Origin of the sequence: Collinsella sp. AF18-8LB, from assembly GCF_003459795.1 — a bacterium.
Taxonomy (GTDB): domain Bacteria; phylum Actinomycetota; class Coriobacteriia; order Coriobacteriales; family Coriobacteriaceae; genus Collinsella.
The window spans coordinates 37,452-57,606 of record NZ_QRWU01000011.1; the positions used below are offsets into that span (position 1 = coordinate 37,452).

General features: G+C 60.6%; 13 protein-coding genes and 1 tRNA gene. 5 read left to right on the forward strand and 9 right to left on the reverse strand.

Annotation, left to right across the window (positions count from 1 at the left end; translation table 11 throughout):
- Positions 1–221: 221 nt before the first annotated feature.
- On the forward strand, positions 222–1,796 hold the full coding sequence (locus DWX25_RS08675) for a carboxypeptidase M32 (protein ID WP_117799315.1): 1,575 nt from the start codon (positions 222–224) through the stop codon (positions 1,794–1,796).
- A gap of 501 nt (positions 1,797–2,297) precedes the next feature.
- Here the strand turns inward: DWX25_RS08675 and glmM are convergent.
- From glmM to DWX25_RS08710, 7 genes are all read right to left on the reverse strand, one after another.
- Positions 2,298–3,629 (reverse strand): phosphoglucosamine mutase, encoded by a 1,332-nt coding sequence (gene glmM, locus DWX25_RS08680; protein ID WP_117799314.1) that lies wholly within the window; start codon positions 3,627–3,629, stop codon positions 2,298–2,300.
- An 83-nt stretch (positions 3,630–3,712) separates the two neighbouring features.
- A complete protein-coding gene (locus DWX25_RS08685) occupies positions 3,713–6,025 on the reverse strand; it encodes a DUF4012 domain-containing protein (protein WP_117799313.1) in 2,313 nt (770 codons plus the stop codon).
- Positions 6,026–6,174: 149 nt separating this feature from the next.
- Positions 6,175–7,197 (reverse strand): DMT family transporter, encoded by a 1,023-nt coding sequence (locus DWX25_RS08690; RefSeq protein WP_195404620.1) that lies wholly within the window; start codon positions 7,195–7,197, stop codon positions 6,175–6,177.
- Positions 7,198–7,630: 433 nt separating this feature from the next.
- Entirely contained in the window at positions 7,631–7,903 is a 273-nt protein-coding gene (locus DWX25_RS08695) for a hypothetical protein (RefSeq protein WP_199412346.1), read from the reverse strand.
- 384 nt (positions 7,904–8,287) lie between these two features.
- Positions 8,288–9,193: a TVP38/TMEM64 family protein gene (locus DWX25_RS08700; protein WP_233505269.1), complete on the reverse strand. Its 906-nt coding sequence runs from the start codon at positions 9,191–9,193 to the stop codon at positions 8,288–8,290.
- A 182-nt stretch (positions 9,194–9,375) separates the two neighbouring features.
- On the reverse strand, positions 9,376–11,175 hold the full coding sequence (locus DWX25_RS08705) for a HAMP domain-containing sensor histidine kinase (protein WP_233505268.1): 1,800 nt from the start codon (positions 11,173–11,175) through the stop codon (positions 9,376–9,378).
- The gene (locus tag DWX25_RS08710) at positions 11,160–11,894 is read right to left on the reverse strand and encodes a response regulator transcription factor (protein WP_117799312.1); all 735 of its coding nucleotides are present in this window, start codon (positions 11,892–11,894) and stop codon (positions 11,160–11,162) included. Before DWX25_RS08710 ends, DWX25_RS08705 begins: the two co-directional genes overlap by 16 nt.
- 259 nt (positions 11,895–12,153) lie before the next feature.
- Between DWX25_RS08710 and DWX25_RS08715 the strand changes: the two genes are divergently transcribed.
- Together DWX25_RS08715 and DWX25_RS08720 are read left to right on the forward strand one after the other, a co-directional pair.
- Positions 12,154–12,228 (forward strand) — tRNA-Val (locus DWX25_RS08715).
- A 402-nt stretch (positions 12,229–12,630) separates the two neighbouring features.
- Complete coding sequence (locus tag DWX25_RS08720; RefSeq protein ID WP_117799311.1) at positions 12,631–13,317, forward strand: DUF5710 domain-containing protein; 687 nt, start codon at positions 12,631–12,633, stop codon at positions 13,315–13,317.
- A gap of 445 nt (positions 13,318–13,762) precedes the next feature.
- Here DWX25_RS08720 and DWX25_RS08730 read toward each other — a convergent pair whose 3' ends face one another.
- Positions 13,763–14,845: an HNH endonuclease gene (locus DWX25_RS08730; protein WP_117763551.1), complete on the reverse strand. Its 1,083-nt coding sequence runs from the start codon at positions 14,843–14,845 to the stop codon at positions 13,763–13,765.
- Between the two features lie 338 nt (positions 14,846–15,183).
- Here DWX25_RS08730 and DWX25_RS08735 point away from each other — a divergent pair, with 338 nt between their 5' ends.
- A complete protein-coding gene (locus tag DWX25_RS08735; protein ID WP_117799310.1) occupies positions 15,184–15,552 on the forward strand; it encodes a hypothetical protein in 369 nt (122 codons plus the stop codon).
- A 100-nt stretch (positions 15,553–15,652) separates the two neighbouring features.
- On the opposite strand, the gene DWX25_RS08740 is transcribed toward DWX25_RS08735, so the two are convergent.
- The gene (locus DWX25_RS08740) at positions 15,653–17,119 is read right to left on the reverse strand and encodes an ATP-binding protein (RefSeq protein ID WP_117763549.1); all 1,467 of its coding nucleotides are present in this window, start codon (positions 17,117–17,119) and stop codon (positions 15,653–15,655) included.
- Between the two features lie 569 nt (positions 17,120–17,688).
- On the opposite strand from DWX25_RS08740, the gene DWX25_RS08745 reads away from it, so the two are divergent.
- A partial coding sequence (locus DWX25_RS08745; protein WP_117858915.1) for an insulinase family protein occupies positions 17,689–20,155 on the forward strand: 2,467 nt, incomplete at its 3' end.

The following is a 20,155-nucleotide window of genomic DNA, read 5'->3' on the forward strand; positions in this document are numbered from 1 at the left end:
CCTTGCCACCGCAGGAAGGCTTGCAGCCCATGACCTTCCCTCTCTTGCCGGCGACGCGGCGGGCAAAACCCTCTCCGTCAACGCAATGGGCTATAGGATAACACATTCTGCAAGCATATCGCCGCGTTCCGTTTTGTTCGCGCTGGGTACAAAGCAGGTAGCTGTGCAAACTGGCCGTGCACCCGCCTGCGGCGCTCGGCCTGCGAGATTAAGGATACGATATGGGAAAGAAACTCGATAAGAAGGCCAAGCCCGCAGCGGGCAAGACGCCTAAAGGCATGAAGGTCGACAAGGCCGTCAAAAAGTTCCGCAAACTCGAAGGCAAGCTGTGGACTCGCGAGTACCTGCTCAAGATTGCCGAGTTCGATGGAGCGACGATTGCTCCCGCCAACGGCGCTGCCGCCCGTGCCGACGCCATGGGTACGCTTGCCGGCGAGCATCACAAGCTGCTGACCAGCGAGAAATCCGTTGAGCTCGTACGCTCGTTAGCGCGCGAGACGGTTGCAGGCGGACATGTAGACGACCCGCAGCTGCTCGACGAGATCCGCGTGCTCGGCCGCGACCAGCGCGAAGCGAGCGTTGTCCCTACCGAGGAGGCCGAGGCCTGGACCAGGCTCACCTGCGAGGCCGACGCCGTGTGGCACAAGGCCAAGACGGCCAATGACTGGACGAGCTTTGAGCCCTATGTGGACAAGATCGTGGGCCAGCTCAAGCATCAGGCCGAGCTTATGGACCCCAAGCGCGACCCATACGACGTTTGGCTCGACCAGTACGAGCGCGGCCTTTCCGCCAAGAGCTTCGATGCGTTTTGTGACGAGGTCAAGGCCACGGTCGTGCCGCTCGTGCACGCCATCGGCGAGCGCGGCCAGCAGCCGGCCGCCGACTTTTTGCACGCCCACGTGCCCGAGGCTGCCCAGCGTGCCATGAGCTTCGACCTGATGAAGCTTGTCGGCCTGAACCTGGACGACACCACGCTTGCCTTTACCGAGCACCCGTTTAGCGAGGGTTTTGCCGTGGGTGACGCGCGCATCGCGACGCACATCTACGAGGACGATTGTATCTCCAATGTCTACAGCATCATCCACGAGGCGGGACACGCCATGTACGAGCTGGGCGTGAACCCCGCCTATGCGCGCACGTGCCTGGAGGGCGGCACCTCTATGGGCATCCACGAGAGCCAAAGCCGATTCTTCGAGAACACCGTGGGCCGCAGCCGCGCCTTTATGGGGCCGCTGCTCGAGGTACTGCGCCGCCACGCGCCCGAGGTCTATGGCAGCGTGGACGAAGACACGCTCTACCGCGCCGTGAACATCGCGCAGCCGTCGCTGGTCCGCACCGAGGCCGACGAGCTCACCTATCCGCTGCATATTATGGTGCGCTACGAGATCGAGCGCATGCTGTTTGCCGGCGAGGCCACGGCCAAGGACATCCCCGCGCTTTGGAACCGCTTCATGGATGAGTACTTGGGCATTCCCGTTCCCGACGACACGCGCGGCTGCCTACAGGATACGCACTGGAGCGGCGGCTCGTTTGGCTACTTCCCCACCTATGCGCTGGGCAGCGCCTACGACGCCATGTTTGTGCCGGCCATGTGCCGCGACGGCGTCGACCTTACCGGTGCCTGCGCGAGCGGCGATCTGGCGCCCGTCCGTGCCTGGCTAGGCGAGCACATTTGGCAGTGGGGCCGCGCCAAGGACGCTCCGGAGCTCATCAAGGGCGCCTGTGGCATGGACTTTGACGCCCGTTACTACTGCAGCTACCTCCAAGACAAGTTCACCACGCTGTACCAGCTGTAAGGCATAACCGACACGCCAACGCAAAGGGGAGCGCCGCGGAATCAATTCGCAGCGCCCCCCTTTCACTTAGTCATTGGGGACGCTCTTTAATGACTAGTCGTTTGGGACACTCTTCGCCAGCCAACAACCCGGCACTTGGGGACGTTCCTAAACTGCCGGCAGATAAGGAACGTCCCCAAGTGCCGGCAGAAAGGGAACGTCCCCAAGTGCCGGGTGACTGCCCCGGAGAGGCTGTGGTCAAAAAAGGCAAAAATGAGTACTGTTGTCAAGTTGATAGCATTTATTTCGGGCTAAAACAGGGTCGCGGATGAGATTTAATCTCATCCGCGACCCTGTTTATTGGACATATGAGGAGCAATGTCTGTCGATATAACGCTCAGGCAATGCCGAAACGGCCTTTTGAGGCAAAATTTGCTGTTACTTATTTAGTGACAGTACTCATTTTTGCTTTTTTTGGCCGCGTCATTTTATAACCCCCTGTCAGACAGCCCAAAAGGCGCCCTATAGAGCCTCGAGTGCGTTGGCGATGCGCTTCATGGCGGCATCGGCGGATGCCTGGTCGGGGGCTTCGGCCAAAATGCGAATCACCGACTCGGTTCCACTCTTGCGCACGAGCACGCGTCCCTCGCCCGCCAGCGATGCCTCGGCCTCGGCGATGGCGGCCTGCACACCCATGTTGCCCAGCGCGGCGTCCTTGTCCGCCACGTGCACGGCCACCTGCGCCTGCGGCAGCAGCTTGCACGGAGCCGTGAGCTGCGAGAGGGTCTCGCGCTCGGCGCGAATCACTTCCATCACGCGCAGCGAGGTCATAATGCCGTCGCCCGTGCACTCGATATCGCCAAAGATCGTATGGCCCGTCTGCTCGCCGCCCAGGCTGTAGCCGCCCTCGCGCATCTTGGCATACACGTGACGGTCGCCCACGCCGCTGGTCACGGCACTTAGGCCGGCAAGCTCCAGCGACTTGACCAGGCCAAAGTTGCTGGCAATCGTCGGCACCACGGTACCGCCCGAAAGGCGACCGTGCTTGTTCAGATACACGCCACACACGTACAGGATCTGGTCGCCGTCTACCACGCGACCGCGCTCGTCCACGGCCAAGCAGCGATCGGCATCGCCGTCATAGGCAAAGCCCACGTCCAGGCCCTGCTCCACCACATGACGCTGCAGGCGCTCTATATGCGTGGAGCCGCAGTCGACGTTGATGTTAAAGCCATCGGGCGCGGCATTGATCACGCGCACGTCGGCACCGAGCGCGTCAAACACCGGCTTGGCCACCGAGGAAGCCGAGCCGTTGGCGCAGTCGATACCGATCTTGACGCCCTGCAGCGAAAAGTTCGCGCTGGCGATGAGCGAAGCAATGTAGCGGTTGCGGCCCTGCATGTAGTCCATCGTGGCGCCGATGTGGTTGTCCGTGGCCAGCGGTACCTCGCTCTTACCATCGATGTAGTCCTCGATGAGCTCCAGTACGTCCTCGTCCATCTTAAAACCGTCGCTATTGACGAGCTTAATGCCGTTATCGCAAAACGGGTTGTGGCTCGCGCTGATCATGATGCCGCAATCGAAGCAGCCTTCCACGGTCTGATGCGCTACGCCCGGCGTGGGGATCACGTGCAGCATATAGGCATCCGCACCACTCGCGACCAGGCCGCTCACCAGCGCCGCTTCGAACATGTAACTCGAGCGACGTGTGTCCTTGCCCACGATGACGCGTGCCTTGCGCTCGCGGTTGGCGCCGTAATACCAGCCCACAAAACGGCCAATCTTATAAGCGTGCTCTACCGTCAGCCCAACGTTGGCCTCGCCGCGAAAGCCGTCGGTGCCAAAGTACTTCATGCGCTCTCCTTACAAAATAGGGGCGGACAGATTGCCTGTCCGCCCCAAAATGGTACTCGATTATCTGCGCTACCAGAAAAACCCTACGCCGACGCGCTGTCGCGAGCCGCCTGGCATGTAGGAGTCTGACGCAGCGTAAGCGGCTTGTCCCCCGCCTCGGCCGACGTGGTCAGCGTATACGTGATCGTCGTCGTCTCGCCAGCATGCAGGTCAACGGTGCCCGAATAGAAGGGAATTCCATGCCACGTAGCGGCGCCAAGACCAAACTGGGTGCCCTCGACGGTCAGATCAGTAATGTTGCCGCCCGTCGGGGCAAACAACGAGACATGCAGACGCTCGTCGTCGCGCGCGGCATCGGGCGCGCTCGCCGCAACGTAGTCGGGCAGCTTACCGGCCTCCTCCTGCGTCATGATGTTCGTCAGGGTAACGGTGATGCGATACGAGCACGTGCCGTCGCCGTTCTTGACGCCCTGGCCAATCTGCGTATCGGCGTTCAGGTACCAGTCGAGCTTGGAGAAGCTCAGGTTGTTAAAGTAAACGCCGGCAACGGGATCGGCACTCGGATCATCCGGATCGGGCAGCGAAGCGTCAATGCCCGTCTCTTTGATGGCATTCTGCTCATCATCGTTTCTCATCCAAGCAATCAGGCGGCCCTCTTCGGCACCGCGCTCGAATGCACCGACAAGCTTTGTAACGTCGACATCACCGATGCCACCGAGAATCTTGTCGAAGGCGGCGCTGGCAACAGCCGCAAAGATGCCATCCGATTCCTCGACCGGATAGTTCCAATACACATCGTGCATGAGAACCTTCGCCGCGTTGGTACCGTCGACGACCGTACCATCGGGCAGCGAGACATTACCGACAAGGCCCAGCAGGTACTGCAAGAACACCGGGTCAATACCCACGACACCGTCAACGTCCTGGCCATATTGAGATTTCCACAGGGCTGCGACACGTTGCGAGTTGCGGGGCCAATCAGGCGAATAGGTATTGCCCGAGTTGTACAGGTTACTGTGGTTGCCGAACAGCGCCTCATCCTCTTCGTCGACGCTCTCGACTGCCTCATCCTCGCTGAGTCCAATGCGGGGAACAAACTCGCCAATCGACATCTGGCCGTCGGTGACCGAAATCAAACCTTGCGAACCGCCAAAGCCGCCGCAGGCACGAATCTCGACGTTGTTCATGGCGTACACAAGGTAGTTGCGCGTCTGGCCGTTGGCGCCGAGCATCTGGGGAAGGACGGGGGCGACCTTCTCCGCCGCGTCAACCGCGCCGTTGAGGGTGGCAAAGCCGTCCTTGGCCTTATCGACCAACTCGGTCACCTGGGAAATATGAGTATCTCCAATGCCCTGGATCTTCTCGTTGACGCTCTTGAACACCTTCGAGCTATCGGAGAGCGAATCGGCGACCGCCTGCAGTGCGGACACGTTGATGGTCCCATCCTGGAACAGCTTGCCGGGCGTGGCCTGCGAAAGGTTATCGGCCATGGGAACCAGCGCGTTGCTCGAGACATCGGACAGGGCGTCGATCATGGTGCGGGCCGCATTGATATCGCTGCCATACACCGGGATAAATGAAGCCGCCGTCCACAGCGGGCTCGAGGTCTCCGCCTTCATGCTGTCGCAGAGCTCATCGATCTTCTTCGCGTCGTCAGGCAGCGTCGAAAAATCGCCCGACGTGACCTTGTCCTTAAGGCCACCGACGATCTCGACAGCCTCCTTCGCTTCGCTCTTTACGGTCTTTGCCGAGTTAAGCAGCATAAAGCCGCTTGCGCCAAGCGCAACGAGAAGCACCGCGACTACAGCGGCAATAATGGCGCCAGTGTGACGCTTTTTGCGCTCGCCCTTGCGATGGCGATGACGGACCAGACCGTCAGAGGTCGAACTCGACGAAGCGTCGCCACCGTAGTTCAAGCCAAAATCGTAATAATCTTCCTTGGAACCCGAGCCCGCAAACTCGACACCGCTATCATCCAGGCGGGCGAACGTGCCAGTCTCGGAGGCGCCGGTGTAAATCGTGCCAAGGTTACCCGTGAGCCCCACACCACCGGAAGAGGGAGTATTGTTGGCGGCCCTGCCGGCATTAACGTTGCCGTCGGTATTCGCGGCGTTGACAGCACCTGCGTTGTTCGCAGGTGCCGAAGGAGCCCCGCTCGGCTGCGACGTGGAGGTTGCACCGCCCGCAAAGACATTCCCTCTTGCACGGCCGGTCTTTTTTGCCTTTTGAGACTGCTCGTACAGAGCGGTAAACATCGCCGTCTCGCCCGGGGACACGCGCTTACCAGAACCGCCCTGTCCAGCGCCGCCCGGCGTGCCGGCCTTACCAGCCCCGTTCGGACGCGGCGGAACTGCAGGACGGCCGCTATCGCTGCCCTTAAAGTGATTACCAGCCATAAAGAAATCCTCGCAATTGAGTCGCAATGAAAAAGTCCATAACGTTGCTAGTTTATGGCATTTTGGGCATCGACAGCTAAACTCCAGACACGGACATCAATTGGCGAAAATGTGGCACAACACCTTTTCTGTCTTGGCGGCGGCGCCAGCTACACCGTGAGGAACATCATCACGATGATCATGGCAAAGCCGATAAGGTCGGTCGGCAAAAACACCGTGCCCAGCATAACGGCGCTGGTGATGGTCGCCGAAACCGGCTCCACAGTTCCGATGAGGCTCGCACGTACCGAGCCGATGTCCTTAACGCCCTGCATATAGAGCATGTAAGCAAAAAACGAGCCGATAACCACGAACACCGCGAGCGCCTCGACGCCGGCAGCGTCGAGCGCCGGCATATGCGCCCAAGGCTGCACGAAGACACACGAGACCACGCCCGCCGTGAGCATTGCCGAGCCCGTGACGATGGGGCTGCCGTATTCGGGCAGGATCTTGGCGGGAATCACCGCCATGCATGTAGCGCTGACCGCACACATGAGACCCGCGATCAGGCCGAGCGGCGAGATATTCAGGCTGGTGGGGTCGCCACCGGTGGCGATTAAAAAGGTGCCACCCAGAGCCAGACCGATGCCGATGACTTCGCGAGTACGCGGCATGCGGCGATCGGTCACGCAGGTGTAGCCCATGATGATAACGAGCTGCAGGCACTGGAGCACCGTCGCGGTTCCGGCGTTCGTCAGACGCACGGCCGAAAGATAGCAAAACTGATTGAACAGCAGGCCAAAGGCGGTAAAGAGCAGCAGCTGCTTGCGATCGGCGGCTGTGGTCCAGAGCTTAATCAGGCGCTCGCGGTCGCGCGTAACAACCACGGCCATAAAGAGTAGACCGGCGAGAATCTGACGCACGCTCATAAGCCACAAGGTATCGACGTGGTAGGTATCGAACAGAAAGCTCGCGCTGGTGCCCGAGAAGCCCCAAAACGAACCGCCCACCAGCGTAGCCAAGACGCCCATGATCAACTTGCGCGTCGAAGCGCTGTTCAGGCGGTCGCGCCATGCACGGCGGGTGTTGCGGCTGAGCTCGTCGGTGCCCTCGGGCACATCAATGTTCGATATATCGGTCATCGGCACCGAAGCTCCTGCGCCTTCGACCTGCTCGACGCACTCTTTGCTCATTCCACTCCCCCGAAACAGCCTGGAAACAATTCGGCTTACCTTACCACGGCGAAGGCACCAGCCGGAGGCTTGTCCGCTTATCGGTAGGACAATTCCGCAGGCGTCTTTCCATAGCTCGGTACCGCAATGGCCTTGCATTATGCGACAGTCAAATCGCGGCAGCAGGATCTTTTGAAATGGATATGACAAAGCCCCCGAATTCCACAATGCAAGGGTTGATTTCCGATCTCAGCCGAACACATTGAGCAAATAGGCCGTTCCCGCACCTAGCCGAACGCCCCCGTGGCCCCTCCCGGGGCCCGGGGGCACCGTTTTCCCAGTTGAAGGAACGGTGGAGATGTGTTTCGATGGGTCCGAAGGCCCGCCCGCCGCCCGGCGCCTCTTCCCAGACTCAGCCGAACGGTCGGTTCCGTCTATTCCGTTTTCCCTTAGGCTAGGACAGCGGGGCATCGCCCCTTTCCGCGCGCGCCCGCGCGATGAGCCCCGGCGTCAGGTCGAGCTCGCCGATGGGCACGTCCTCCACGCCGTACGCATCCAGCAGCGCCTCCGCGTCGGCGCCGAGCATCGCCCGGAAGGCGCGGGCGGGCGTCGCGAAGCCGAGCGCGCCGCGGGGCTCGGAGTTCACGTGCGGCATCGCCAGCGACAGGTCCGCCGGGGCCAGCCGGTCGAACCTGAGGCCGCGGCCCTTGGGGGCTGCTCGAAGCAAAAACGAACGATCCCACGGACCTCGCGCGCGCCGTCGAGCTCATCGAGATCGGCGGGGGGATCGACGCGTGTCGTGATCTCGCACTCAAGCTCGCGCAAGAGGCGCAAGACACCAGCCGTGCGCTCGCCGAGAACGGCGTCATTTCGCACAACGCCGCTGACCTGCTCTGCTCCATGGCCGATTTCTTCATCAATCGGAGCGTATAGCGGAGTCGCAAGCGCGTAAACCCTCGAAACCTCCCCCAGCAGTGCATTTTGCTCGCGTTTCCGCAAGATTTCGATTTCAGAATGCACATGTTGGGGAGGTTTTGGATTGCTGTGGCGACCGGCGGTCCGATGTAGCCGCAAAAGGCCCATCAGCCGCCGTACATCCTCGCCGGCCGCCTCAGCTCGCCTTGGCACGCAGGCGACGATACAGCAAGCCGCCCAACGCCACGCACAGCAGTGACACGGCAACGACGACACCAACCACCAGCCAGTTTCCGCTGCCCGCAGCGGATGCCGCGGCCGTCGAAGTCACAATGGAGGGAATGCGCCCAAACGTTGCGATGAGCACCACGGGGGCGAAGCGCATCTTGGTGAGGCCGGCGAAATACGTCAAGAAGTCCTTCGGGGTTCCCGGGATCAAGAAAATCACCAGCATGACCAGCTCGAGTCGCTTCGCATTATTGAGCCACGAAAACCGGTCGAGAAGGCTGCGGTCGAAGAAGAGGCCAACCAGGCTCCAGCCCCATCGACGCGTCGCCCAATAAATCGCCGACGTCGCCAGCCCCGAGGCGACGAGACACAGCGCCGTCCCCTCCCAGAAGCCAAACGCGTAACCACTCGCCAGCTCCACAGGCTCGCCGGGCAAAAAGGCCAAGAAGATCTGAGTGACGTTGATTCCAAGCATGACGAGACGACTTATCACGCTGTGGTCGGCGACGAACGACCGAACCGCCTGAGGGTCTGCAAGCCATGCCAAGATCCCCGGAAGGTATTCCCAGCATGCAGTCGCGAGGATCGCGACCGAGGCTGCAAGCGCCAAAAGCACGCAACGGCGCAGGATTCGACGGCGGGCATCGAGACCATCGTCCTCTGCGACGGCCTCGGCCGACATTGCCGCAGCGGTCGCGAATGAGGGGGCGTTTGCGGTCCGCGCGCCGGCAGAAGAGGCGTCGTCCAGCGCGTCATGAGCGCCCGCGACTCGATTGCGAAGCTCGCTCAAGGCGCTTACGTCAAGACGGCGAGCGGCGCCCCCGCAAGAAACCTGACCGGAATACCCTTCGGCTTCGGGCTGCATCCTCATCATCGCGTTACCTCCTTGTGTACCTGACAAGGACAGTTTCGCAACTTGGTGTCTATGTTTTGTCTACCAGCAATGACAATTCAGTAAGCCTTACGTTAAGGTAAGCCATTCTTAAGGTAAGAGCAGGTAACTGGTTCGCCGACGGCTCGATGAGCCCGGCGACGCCCGCGCAGCGCGCGCCCTCGTCACAACTCCCCCGTTTCGTCCCCATCGCCGCCCATGCTAAACGTCGCCGTCGCACGTGCCCCGCCGGTCGAACCATTCCCTAACTCAAGCGCTCCCCCGTGTAAACCGCACAAAATGCTCGACACATTCAAGCCCAGCCCAAAATGCTCGGCAGATTTGTTCTCGCTAAAGAACGGATCGCACCCGCGCCGCAGGGCTTCGGGCGTAAAGCCCGGACCATCATCGGCAACGCTCAGAGCCAACCTGCCCTCGCGAACAGAAATCTCAACCTCGATGACGCCCTTCGCATGGCCGCACGCATTGCTCAAAAGGTTGTCGAGGACCTCTTCGACCAGGGGTAGGTCGATGTAGACCATGTCGGGACGGGCGCCATCTTCACCCTCGTCGATTGCAACCCTCAACGCGAGCCCTTCCCCGCGCGCCGCAACAACCTCGTTCGCATGCGACTCGAGCTCATCCACAAGAGACCGCGACGCCAGCGGCTTGCGGTCTACAGGCCGATCTTCGAGCTTGCTCAGCCCTCCCATCTCCGTTGCGTACCGCTCCAAACGCACCACCTGGGCCGACAGGGCATCCAACGAACCAACATCGAGCTCATCGCCGCGACGCAGGCGCATCTGCGCCATCTCGACCGTCCCCTTGAGCACCGTGATCGGCGTTCGGAGGTCGTGCGCAAACGCCGCATTGAGCTGACGCCGCCCTTCGGCGGTGCGCCACAGCTCGCGCTGGGCATCGAGCAGCGACGCCCTCATATTCTCCAGCGTCTCGGACAGGCGACCAAGTTCTTTGCCCCGCACGCGCTCGATCGAGAAATCCAAATCCTGACCGGCGATGCGCCCCGCGGCGCTCGCCAGCTCCCCCAAGGGCCCGGCGATGTGAACGCGGTAGAAGTGCTTGAACGTGAGCCAACCCAGGCCGCCGTACGCCAAAACGGGCACAAGCCCCGTCGCAAGCGTGAGGACCCAAGGCATCGGACCATCGGGAGGCGGTGAAGCCGCATAATAGGCAGTGTTCGAGACGAGCCCTTCGCCAAACGTCTCCTCAAGATCGGCTCCCGTCATGTTTTCAAACAGCTCCACGCTCTGCGCGCGGCCCGCGCGGCTCAACGCGTCATAGCGGGCGAGGTTCTCCGCTGGAATCGTGCTGTTCACCTCTAGAATCTCCTCCTGCGGATAGCCCTCGTTGTAATTGAGCCCCCAGTCGTAGAGCTGCACCTGGCCGCTACGAACCATGTCGACGGTCGCGTACAGCGTGCTGATGGTGCGCCCGCCCTCCGGCACGTAATCGCTACCGGTCCCCCAATCGCCCGTCGCAATGAAGACCGCGTACGGCCCATCGCCTGGCAAGTTGAGCTCGGATGCGGGAAGCAGCTGCTGAGAGGTGGGGTCGTAGATGTATGGGCCCGAATCGATCACGCCGTGCTCGGTCAAACCGTTGTCGAGCGTCACCTCGAGTTCGTAATATCCATTATTCCAAGCCGCGAGTACCTCAATGGCGCTCAGCGCAAGCACCGTGGCGACAACAAGATAGGCGACCAGATACGCCGTGAAGATCACGCCCAACGGCCGCAGGCTCCACCAGGCACGCAGGCGCTCTTTTCGCGGCAGGCGTTTCAGCCGCTCGCGCTCAAGCTCGCGGGCCGCGCGTCGCTCGGCGCGGCGAGCTGCGCGGCGGTCGCGCCTGCGGACAGAACCGCCATTGTCCCGACAACCGTCCTCGCAAGCGACAACTCGGCCGTCTTCGTGAGGCGCATGGCGCCCGCGTGGGCCCTTACCAAAACCCGTCACTTTGCCACCCACTTGTAGCCCACGCCCCATACCGTTGCGATCGGATCGTCCGCGATCCCCGCCGACGTAAACTTGTTGCGAATGCGGCGAATGTGCTCGCGCACCTGCGACGGGTCACCCGCGGCGTCCCATCCCCACACGCGCTCGTAAATCACATCGCGGTCAAACACCTGGCCAGGGCGCTTGCTCAACAGGGCGATGATGTCGAACTCGAGCTTGGTCAAGTCGACGGTCACCGCGTTCGAATCGCCCCCGGCGGACGAATCCCGATTACCGCCCGCACCGTGAACCTCAACGATGCGTTGAGCGTAATCGATGGTCATCTCGCCAAAAAAGCGGACGGCGCCGTCGCTTTGCCGATCGCGAGTCCTTCCCTCGCGCGCCATGTGCGCCGCCACGCGACGACCCAGGACCTCGAGAGAAAAAGGCTTGAGCACGTAGTCGTCGGCACCCGCCGCAAAACCATCAAGCTGGTCCATATCCTCAACGCGCGCCGTTAGAAAGATGATCGGGCAGCTCACATGCTTCCGCACGCGGCGGCAGACCTCGAAGCCGTCCATCCCCGGCATGTTTACATCGAGCAGCATGATATCGGGGGTGGGGCCAGAAGAAGCCGCCGCCAGGGCCGACGGCCCGTCATGGGCAACCGAAACCTCGTAGCCCTCCATGCGGAAAAACTCCGCGAGCATATTTGCGATATCAGCCTCATCATCTACGACCAGCATGTTCATTGTCGGCCCCCATACTACTCAAACAACGGCACACGCCTCGTGCAATCGTGCGCAAGACGGCGAAGCCAGCACATACTTCCCTGAAACCTTGCCACAAATCTGTCTACGCTTTGTCGATAATTTGACCGCAAACGGTCACCTGCAGGCGGCGAGCGGCTTTTTCTCACCAGACCACAATGCAAGCGATTTTTAAAAATGTTCTTGCCACCGAGTTCAGGCTCCGTTATATTATCCCTTGCGCACTTGCGCACCCTTGATAGGGCGTTTAGCTCAGGGGGAGAGCGCTTCCCTGACACGGAAGAGGTCAGAAGTTCAAATCTTCTAACGCCCACCAAATGTTCACAGCTCAGAGGCTATGTCTCTGGGCTGTTTTGTTTTATGTCGCCAAATCCGCTGGCAGCTCCAACCATCATCGCAACGTAGCATCAATTCACCTGACGAATGGCTGCCAAATAAATTCAATACCCCAACATCAACAATAGCCAGGCACAAAACTGCGCCGCAAACTGCTCCAACCGCTCAAACAACCACCCTGCCCATGCACAAAACCGCGTCAGCAACCCAAGTGCCTATCCCGGCTGACTCCGCAGTCAATCAAAACCGCCCCAATAGCCACCGAGGCCGAGACCAACGCGTCTCGAACCCATCCGAACCGCAACTTCTCAGCAAAACGCCGCGATGTCTGCGCTCTGCGGTATCCTTGAGCCACTTGCACCTGCAGCACCAAGGAGCCGCCATGCGCACCGAGCTCGATGTTCCCTTTTCGCACAAAGAAAAAGCCAAGGCGCTGGGCGCCAAATGGGACCGAACCAAGAAGATCTGGTATGTACCTAGCGGCGTCAACCCCGAACCCTTTGCCGAGTGGCTGCCCGGTGTTGACCGATCCGACCTCTCGGCGCCGTATATATATCTAGTACTGGGCAAGCGCGAGTGCTGGAAGTGTCACAAAGAGACCTCGGTCGCGGCCTTCGGCATTCCCTATCGAACCGATAACGACGAGAGCATCGCCATCGCGCACGCACCCAACGAAGCCGGGCACATTGCCATCGACACGGCCAACGCCAACGCACTCGCCATCGTGCCCGCTCTTGGCTGCGCGCCGGGCGAGATCCGCGACTACCTTCATAAGCGCTGCGGCTACAAGCCCGTGGGCGCGCGAGCCTCCAAAGCCCCGTCGCTCGGCAACACGTGCACCAGTTGCGATGCGCTGCAAGGCAGCCGCTATCTGTTCGAGGAGCCCTCATCCCCGTTTGCCCTCACTGCCATCAACAAGCTGCCGGCACTGGAGTTTGTGCGCGTCGAAGTTGCCGGCGTCTTTGGCGTCCCGGCTACGCGCACTGACTTTGACCAGGCGCTCTTTACCTGGGCACGTGACCATCACGCCGAGTTCCACAAGCAACTCGGTGAGGGGATTTATTTGTAAGGACGGAGAGGCCTTCACAGCCAGCTCCTCCGCATCACCTATCCCTCGTCGCCGGCGTCGTACACGATATCGAGGCCACAAACAGGGCATTTCTCCGGGTACACCGGCATATGAACGCCTGTCCGTTTTCTCACTTCGTCGCTGAGTCTGTCGCGCGCATCGATGAACCGAATGTCGAGACACGGTATTTGCGAGCCGCAACAAGGACAGGCGACGACAAACGACCCGCAATCAACTTCTACGCTCGGAAACATATTGTTGTCGATAAGGGCACGCGGCAGTTTTCCGTACTTCCCCATCACGACATCGCCTCGCCAGCTCACGCTCGCTCCCTTCCCGTAATTGAAACCAGGAAGAGCATGCACCAGCAAGTGCGCGCGAAATTGCATCGCCACGCGATCCGATCAAACAACACGATCTTAAAAGACCACCAAAGCCAAATACGCTAATACGGCAGAATCCCCGCCTTTTCACGCTTCTTTTCCGAGCGATCGAACTCAATGCGATGGGCCTCAAGAAACGCCGTATTGGGTCGCCACTGACGCTCATTCGGCTGCCTTAGCGTCGCACCTGCAAAGGAAGCGTAGTCGGTCTTATCCAGCAGGTACGATCCGCACAGCCGATATTCACCGCAAACAGGCTCAAACGAAATCAGATGAGCATCAAATAGGGAATGTAAGTCGCGCCGAAGCAGAATGCCATTGCTGGCAACTTGCGATTTAGGGCCCGAGTAATTCTCGATATGTGCAGCCTCCAGAGCTTCGCTGACGCCGCAGTCCGACACCGCGCAACGGCCGTCATAGGCGGCAACGAGCTGCTTGCGGAACCATTGTTGCCCCAGTCGCTCGCGCCTTAACGCATAGCGAACTTTTTCGTCATCGGTCGCATCCCGTCCGGCAAACTCAATGTCGACTGGCATGTGCTTCAGATAGCTCATGTCGGACGCAAAACGAGGGTCAGGCCCGCCTTTATGAACGGGACCATGCAGAACAAACCAGCCGTTTTCGGGCTCGAACCGTTCAACAAACGCAAGGCCAAGCACCTTATAGCCCACCTCAGTTGCAAATATGACTCCAACTGGAACGCCACATTCCATGCAGTTGAGCATTTTCCGGTTATAGTCTTGGTCTCGAGAACCAACGGTGCCCGGCGCTTGAACCGAATACTTAATGACCCACGTGCCGTCATCCAAATAGAGCGGAGGAACATCGGTATAGAAACTCTTTTTAGAGTTATGAACCGAGAGCGCAAAGATCTTATCGGGATCTTGCTTCACCCGATCCTGGCCCGGCCAGAAGATCCCTGAATCCCGCGTTACGGGAAAGAAGTCCGAGCCAATTCTCAAACGATACTGATACTGAGGGCTATCTTCCTTGGTGTGGTGCGGAAGGCTGGTCCAAACGCCGCCGCGCTGTTCCTCACCCAGAAACCACTCCCATGCCTCAACGTATTCGGAAGGCACGAGACTGCAGGCGCGGTCATAGCTTGGTCCATCCATCAACGGAACAGCAAGGTCAATGTCGTTCATCGCCAGCACCTACAACCATACGAACGCGAATCATGCCCCTCAATAATATGGCCGAGAGTCAATTATTACGAGGTCTCATTCCGCGATCGGCACGTCGTTGATGCTCTCGGTTTGCCGCTGGCGCGCTTGTACCCCGCTGTCCCACTTCCCTGTATACTGATGTAGCACGTGTTTCATCCGGGCTTGTTGGACCGGGTCGTTCATGGGAGGGCCTTATAGCTGCTTCGAATCCGCCTAAGGGGAGCGTTTCTTCTTCGTCCATCAAGCCGGTTACACGCAAGGCCGTGCGCTGCCAGCGCGAGGTCGCTTGGCTTGTCACGCAGGCAGCAGGCAGACTCGTGGCGAGCACGGAGGACGTCAATGCTCCCACACCGAGCTTTGTGCTGGCAGCGGCGCTGGATCGAGTACGCCAGCTGGAACTCGTCGCACAAGAAGACGGCAGCCATCTTGGCTACCAGGACGCTATGGCGCCCGACCTGTTGACCTTTTGTCGCATGACCAAATTGCCCGCCGCACCCAATGCGCTTTCGGACGCAGGCTACATGTTTACGCTTTCGGGCGCGGACCTTATCCGCGACATCTATGCATACTGCAGCGAGCTCGCCGAGCGCAGCGTCTTTGGCACGGCTGAAGTCAAACCGGGATATGTCATCAAGCTGGTTCTTAGGCTGTTCTTGATGGACGGGTTCGGGGCCATGCCGGCGTAAGCCGAGTCTTTAGCATCACCGTCGACTGGGCAACAACCGCTTTACCTTAATGGACGCCAATCGAGAGTCGATTATTGGGTCGCCTCGTCCACTAACGCATCTATCCCACGCGCTCCGACAGTCGATACTTGCGGTTGCGGCTCGTCGCCGGCGCCGTGGGCTCAAGCTCGCCTTGAGCAATGAGCGCGTTGACGCGCGACCTAACCTGGGAAATTGTGAGCCCTGTGTGCTCTGCCAGCTCGCGCGTCCCCAGCTCGCCGTAGTGTTTGAGTGCCGTCACAATTAAGCCCCCGCCATGATCGACCGGCTCGATCTTTGAACGGTAAAGTACGACCTTGAACCGATCGAATCCCGGGCAGAACAGGGGCTCGGCCAGACCATGCGCGCGCATGGCATCGATCATCATCGGGATGCCCGAGCCATTGCCCTCAGCCGGCGAACCTGCGCCATCCGGCAGCGGGACAATCGACATGAGCTTCACAAGCGTCGCGTTACGGCATCGGGAGCTGCCGTCAAACAAGTTCTCGCGAGTCTTTCCCCCGTAAAGGCCGCCAGGATTCGTCACCTCGACACGATCATCAAAGACGTCGACGGCAATCGATTGTCCACAGAACCGATCCCCGTATTCTCGATGGATTACGGCGTTGGCGATTGCCTCGCGCAGAACCTCCTCGGGAATCTCAAGCGAGTCGACACGCGAGACGCCTTGGACGGTCGAGGTTCGCCGCAAATTCTTGGCGACGGCTGCGACGGCATCCGAGATCATCTCGCCCAACGTTCCCTCACAGATTGTGCGGTCCATGAACCTCAGCGACCCCGCCATGCCCTTCTGAGTTCCCGCATGGACAGCCACGTCAACGAAGAGCTTGGGATAGAACTGCTGAGGGTAGGTGCCCACAACTAGGAGTCCAGCCTTGGTGACATTGCCCTGGGAATCAAGGATATTTAGGCGCTCCAGCTTCGTTTGTTTGTCCGGCGCGCCGCGCATTGCCCGGGGCGTCAACGAGAAAGCCCGATCTATCGTACGGTCGACCAGCGTCTCGTCGAGATCGTCCGCGCCCGCACCCGCCACCGCGTCGCGATCGCTCGGAGTCGCTCGACCGTATGACGCCAATGCGAGCACCTCGGTCGATGAAAGCGGCACATCTTTGTCATCGATGCGCTTGTAGCTGCCGCCCTGGGCGCCCCGCTCTATGACATAGCAGGGCTTGCTCGACGGATCGAGCTCCTCAATCGTAATGACGAGAACGATGACGCCCTGAAGCTCCACTCGCTCGATCGTGTATTTGGGCGGATTGGCCAGCTTTCCTCGACCGCCCGCATCACCCATGCCTGACACAAATTGGTTGAGCACTTTCTCGGTCTCGAAGTTCTCAACCGGGACAAAACCTGCGCGCTCACTCACTCCGAGCACGATGATTCCGCCGGCAGTGTTCGCGAATGCGCTCACCGTTTCCCACACGTCGCGGGAAAGCGTCGTGGCGCTCTCCTTCACTTCGACGTTAAGATCATCCGAGCCCATACGCCTTAAAGACTCAAGCAGACCGGTCAGCTCGTTTTCGTTCATCTGCACGTCCTTTCGCTCGGTCCTGCGGAGAATGCCGCGGATAGATTTCCCTCGTCTCTCAGTTATCTCTCGTAATTATCTCTCATTTATCTCTCTATCTCTCGGCTTAGAGATAAGAGATAGATAGAGATGAAATGTCTACCATTTGCTTCATTTATACATATTTTTGCTGGTAGAACAATCGGTATTGAGACAATACCATGATTGCCTGTCTCTTTGCTGCTCAGTTATCTCTCATATTTATCTCTCACCTTTCTGTTATCTCTCGTATTAGAGACGAATGAGATATGAGAGATGTGTGGGCGGCGGATGAGCGTGGATTTTGGACGGTCGGGAAATGAGGGTGGGTATTTGGACGGTTTTTGGGCGTTTTGAGGCTGATTCCGTCCGAAAATCCACTCTCATTCGATAGGCGTCCAAATTTCCACGCTCGCGCGGCGGTCACGCGGGGCCTTTACCCAATCCGCCGGTATCGCCTTCAGTTCGCTGCAGAACCGCGGCCCCATATGGGTATACTCTCGAGGATTCGACTCGATTCGCCCCCGCTGGGGCGTCAAAGGAGGCTGCATATGCCCACCACCTCAACCGACTCGCGCGCCGCTGCCGCCGCGCTGCTGGCACCCGGTACCACCTGCCACGGTTTTGCCGTCGAGCGCTGCGAGACCGTGCCCGAGCTCGACTCGGATGCCTACGTGCTTCGCCACACCGCCTCGGGCGCTCGCCTGCTGTACCTGGCGTGCGACGACGAAAACAAGGCTTTTGCCATTGGCTTTAAGACGCCGCCGGCCGATTCCACCGGTGTGTTCCATATTCTTGAGCACTCGGTGCTGTGCGGGTCGGCCAAGTTTCCCGTCAAGGATCCGTTTGTCGACCTGATCAAGAGCTCCATGCAGACGTTCCTCAACGCCATGACCTACCCCGACAAGACCATCTACCCCGTTGCCACCACCAACGAGCAGGATTTGTACAACCTGATGGACGTGTACCTGGACGCGGTGTTCAACCCGGCCATCTATACCAAACCCACCATTTTTGAGCAGGAGGGCTGGCACTACGAGCTGGACCTGCCGGAGGGCGCCGAAGGCGAGGGCGACGCCGCGAGCCTGCGCGAGGGCACGCTGCGCTATAACGGCGTGGTGTTCAACGAGATGAAGGGCGCGCTGTCCGACCCCATGAGCGTGCTGGACGACGCCGTCAACGCCGCGCTCTATCCCGACACCGCCTATGCGCACGAGAGCGGCGGCGACCCGCGCGCGATTCCCGCGCTCACCTACGAGCAGTTCCTGGACACGCATGCGCGCCACTACAATCCTTCCAACTCCTACATCACGCTCTACGGCGACCTGGACGTGGACCGCGCGCTGGCCTTTTTGGACGAGCGCTATTTGTCGCAGTCGAGCGCTGCGAGCCGCCGCATGGACGCAGCCGTCGCCGCCGGCGAGGACCCGTCCACGCTGGCGCCCAATCCGCTGGGCGTGCAGGCGCCCGTGACCTGCGAGTATAAGCGCGTCGAGATGGCCACCACGCCCGAGAACGCCCTGGTGGGCCTGGGCTTTGTGCTGGGCAGCGCGCTCGACCGCAAGCGCACGATCGCTGCGGATATCTTGTTCGAGGCGCTGCTGGGTTCCAACGAAGCGCCGGTTAAGAAGGCCATTTTGGCCGCCGGCGTGGGCGGCAACGTGGTGAGCTACACCGCGGCCGAAAGCCTGCAGCCCTACGAGCTCATCATGCTGCAAAACGCGCAGCCTGGTGTGGCGCGCGAGCTGCGCCGCGTGTTCCAAGACGCCTGCCGCGACCTGTGCGAGCATGGCGTTCCGCGCGAGCGCCTGGAAGCCATCATCAGCAGCAACGAGTACGACCTGCGCCAGCGTGATTACGGCATCGCCGACGGCGTGGCCATTGCGTGCGACGCGCTGAGCACCTGGCTCTACGATGACAACGCCGCGACGCTGGCGCTCAAGTACGGCCCGGTGTACGAGGAGCTGCGCGGCGAGCTGGACGGTAGCTACTTTGAGGACCTGCTGCGCGAGCTGGTGCTGGAAAACGACCACATGGCGCTCGTCGAGCTGGTGCCGGTGGACGCCGGCTCCGGTTCGGAGGGCGCCGAGGGCGCTGAGCTGGCAGCCAAGCGCGATGCCATGACCGATACCGAGCTGGCCGACGTGGTCGAGCGCACGGCCGCGTTGCGTGCCGCGCAGGAGGCCGAGGACACGCCCGAAGCCAAGGCCACGCTGCCGCGCCTGCGCGTGTCCGACATTAGCGAGGCACGCCCCGAGCCGCCGCTGGTCGTGGACACAACCGCGCCCATCCCCTGCCTGCGCCACGACATCCCCACAAACCGCCTGGCCTACGCCATGCAATATTTCGATCTGGGTTGCGTCGCGTTTGAGGACCTGCCCTACGTGACCCTGCTCTGCCGCCTGCTCAAGCAGCTGCCCACGAGCGAGCACTCGGCCGAGGAGCTCGATAATCTCATCGCCGGCAAGCTGGGCTTTTTGAGCTTTACGACCGAGGTCATGACGCAGCCCGACGTGGACGGCGTGCGCCCCTACCTGCTGGTAAGCGCCGGCGCCCTGTCCGAGAAGATCGATGCGCTGGCAAACCTGCCGCGCGAGGTGTGGTCGAGCACGCTGCTGCTCGATGCCGACGCCGATCGCGTGCGCGACGTGCTCACGCAGATTCGCATTGGGCTTGAGCAGGGCTTTATCAACAACGGCCACTCGGCAGCACTCGGTCGCGCGATGAGTTACAGCTCGCCTTCGGCCGTGGTGCGCGAACAGCTCTCGGGCGTGGACTTCTACCTGTTCTTGCGTGATCTGCTCGAACACTTTGACGAGCGCTTGGATAGCCTGCGCGCCAAGTTTGCCGAGCTGGCGGGCCGCATCTTTGTGGCCGATGGCTGCCTGGCGAGCTTTACCGGCAGCGATGAAGACTTTAACGCGTACTGGGCCGCCGCGGGCGACCTGGGGTTGAGCGCGGACGCTGGCGGCGGCGCTGCCGGCCGCGACGCGCTCGTGGTGCCGGTGCCGCGCGACC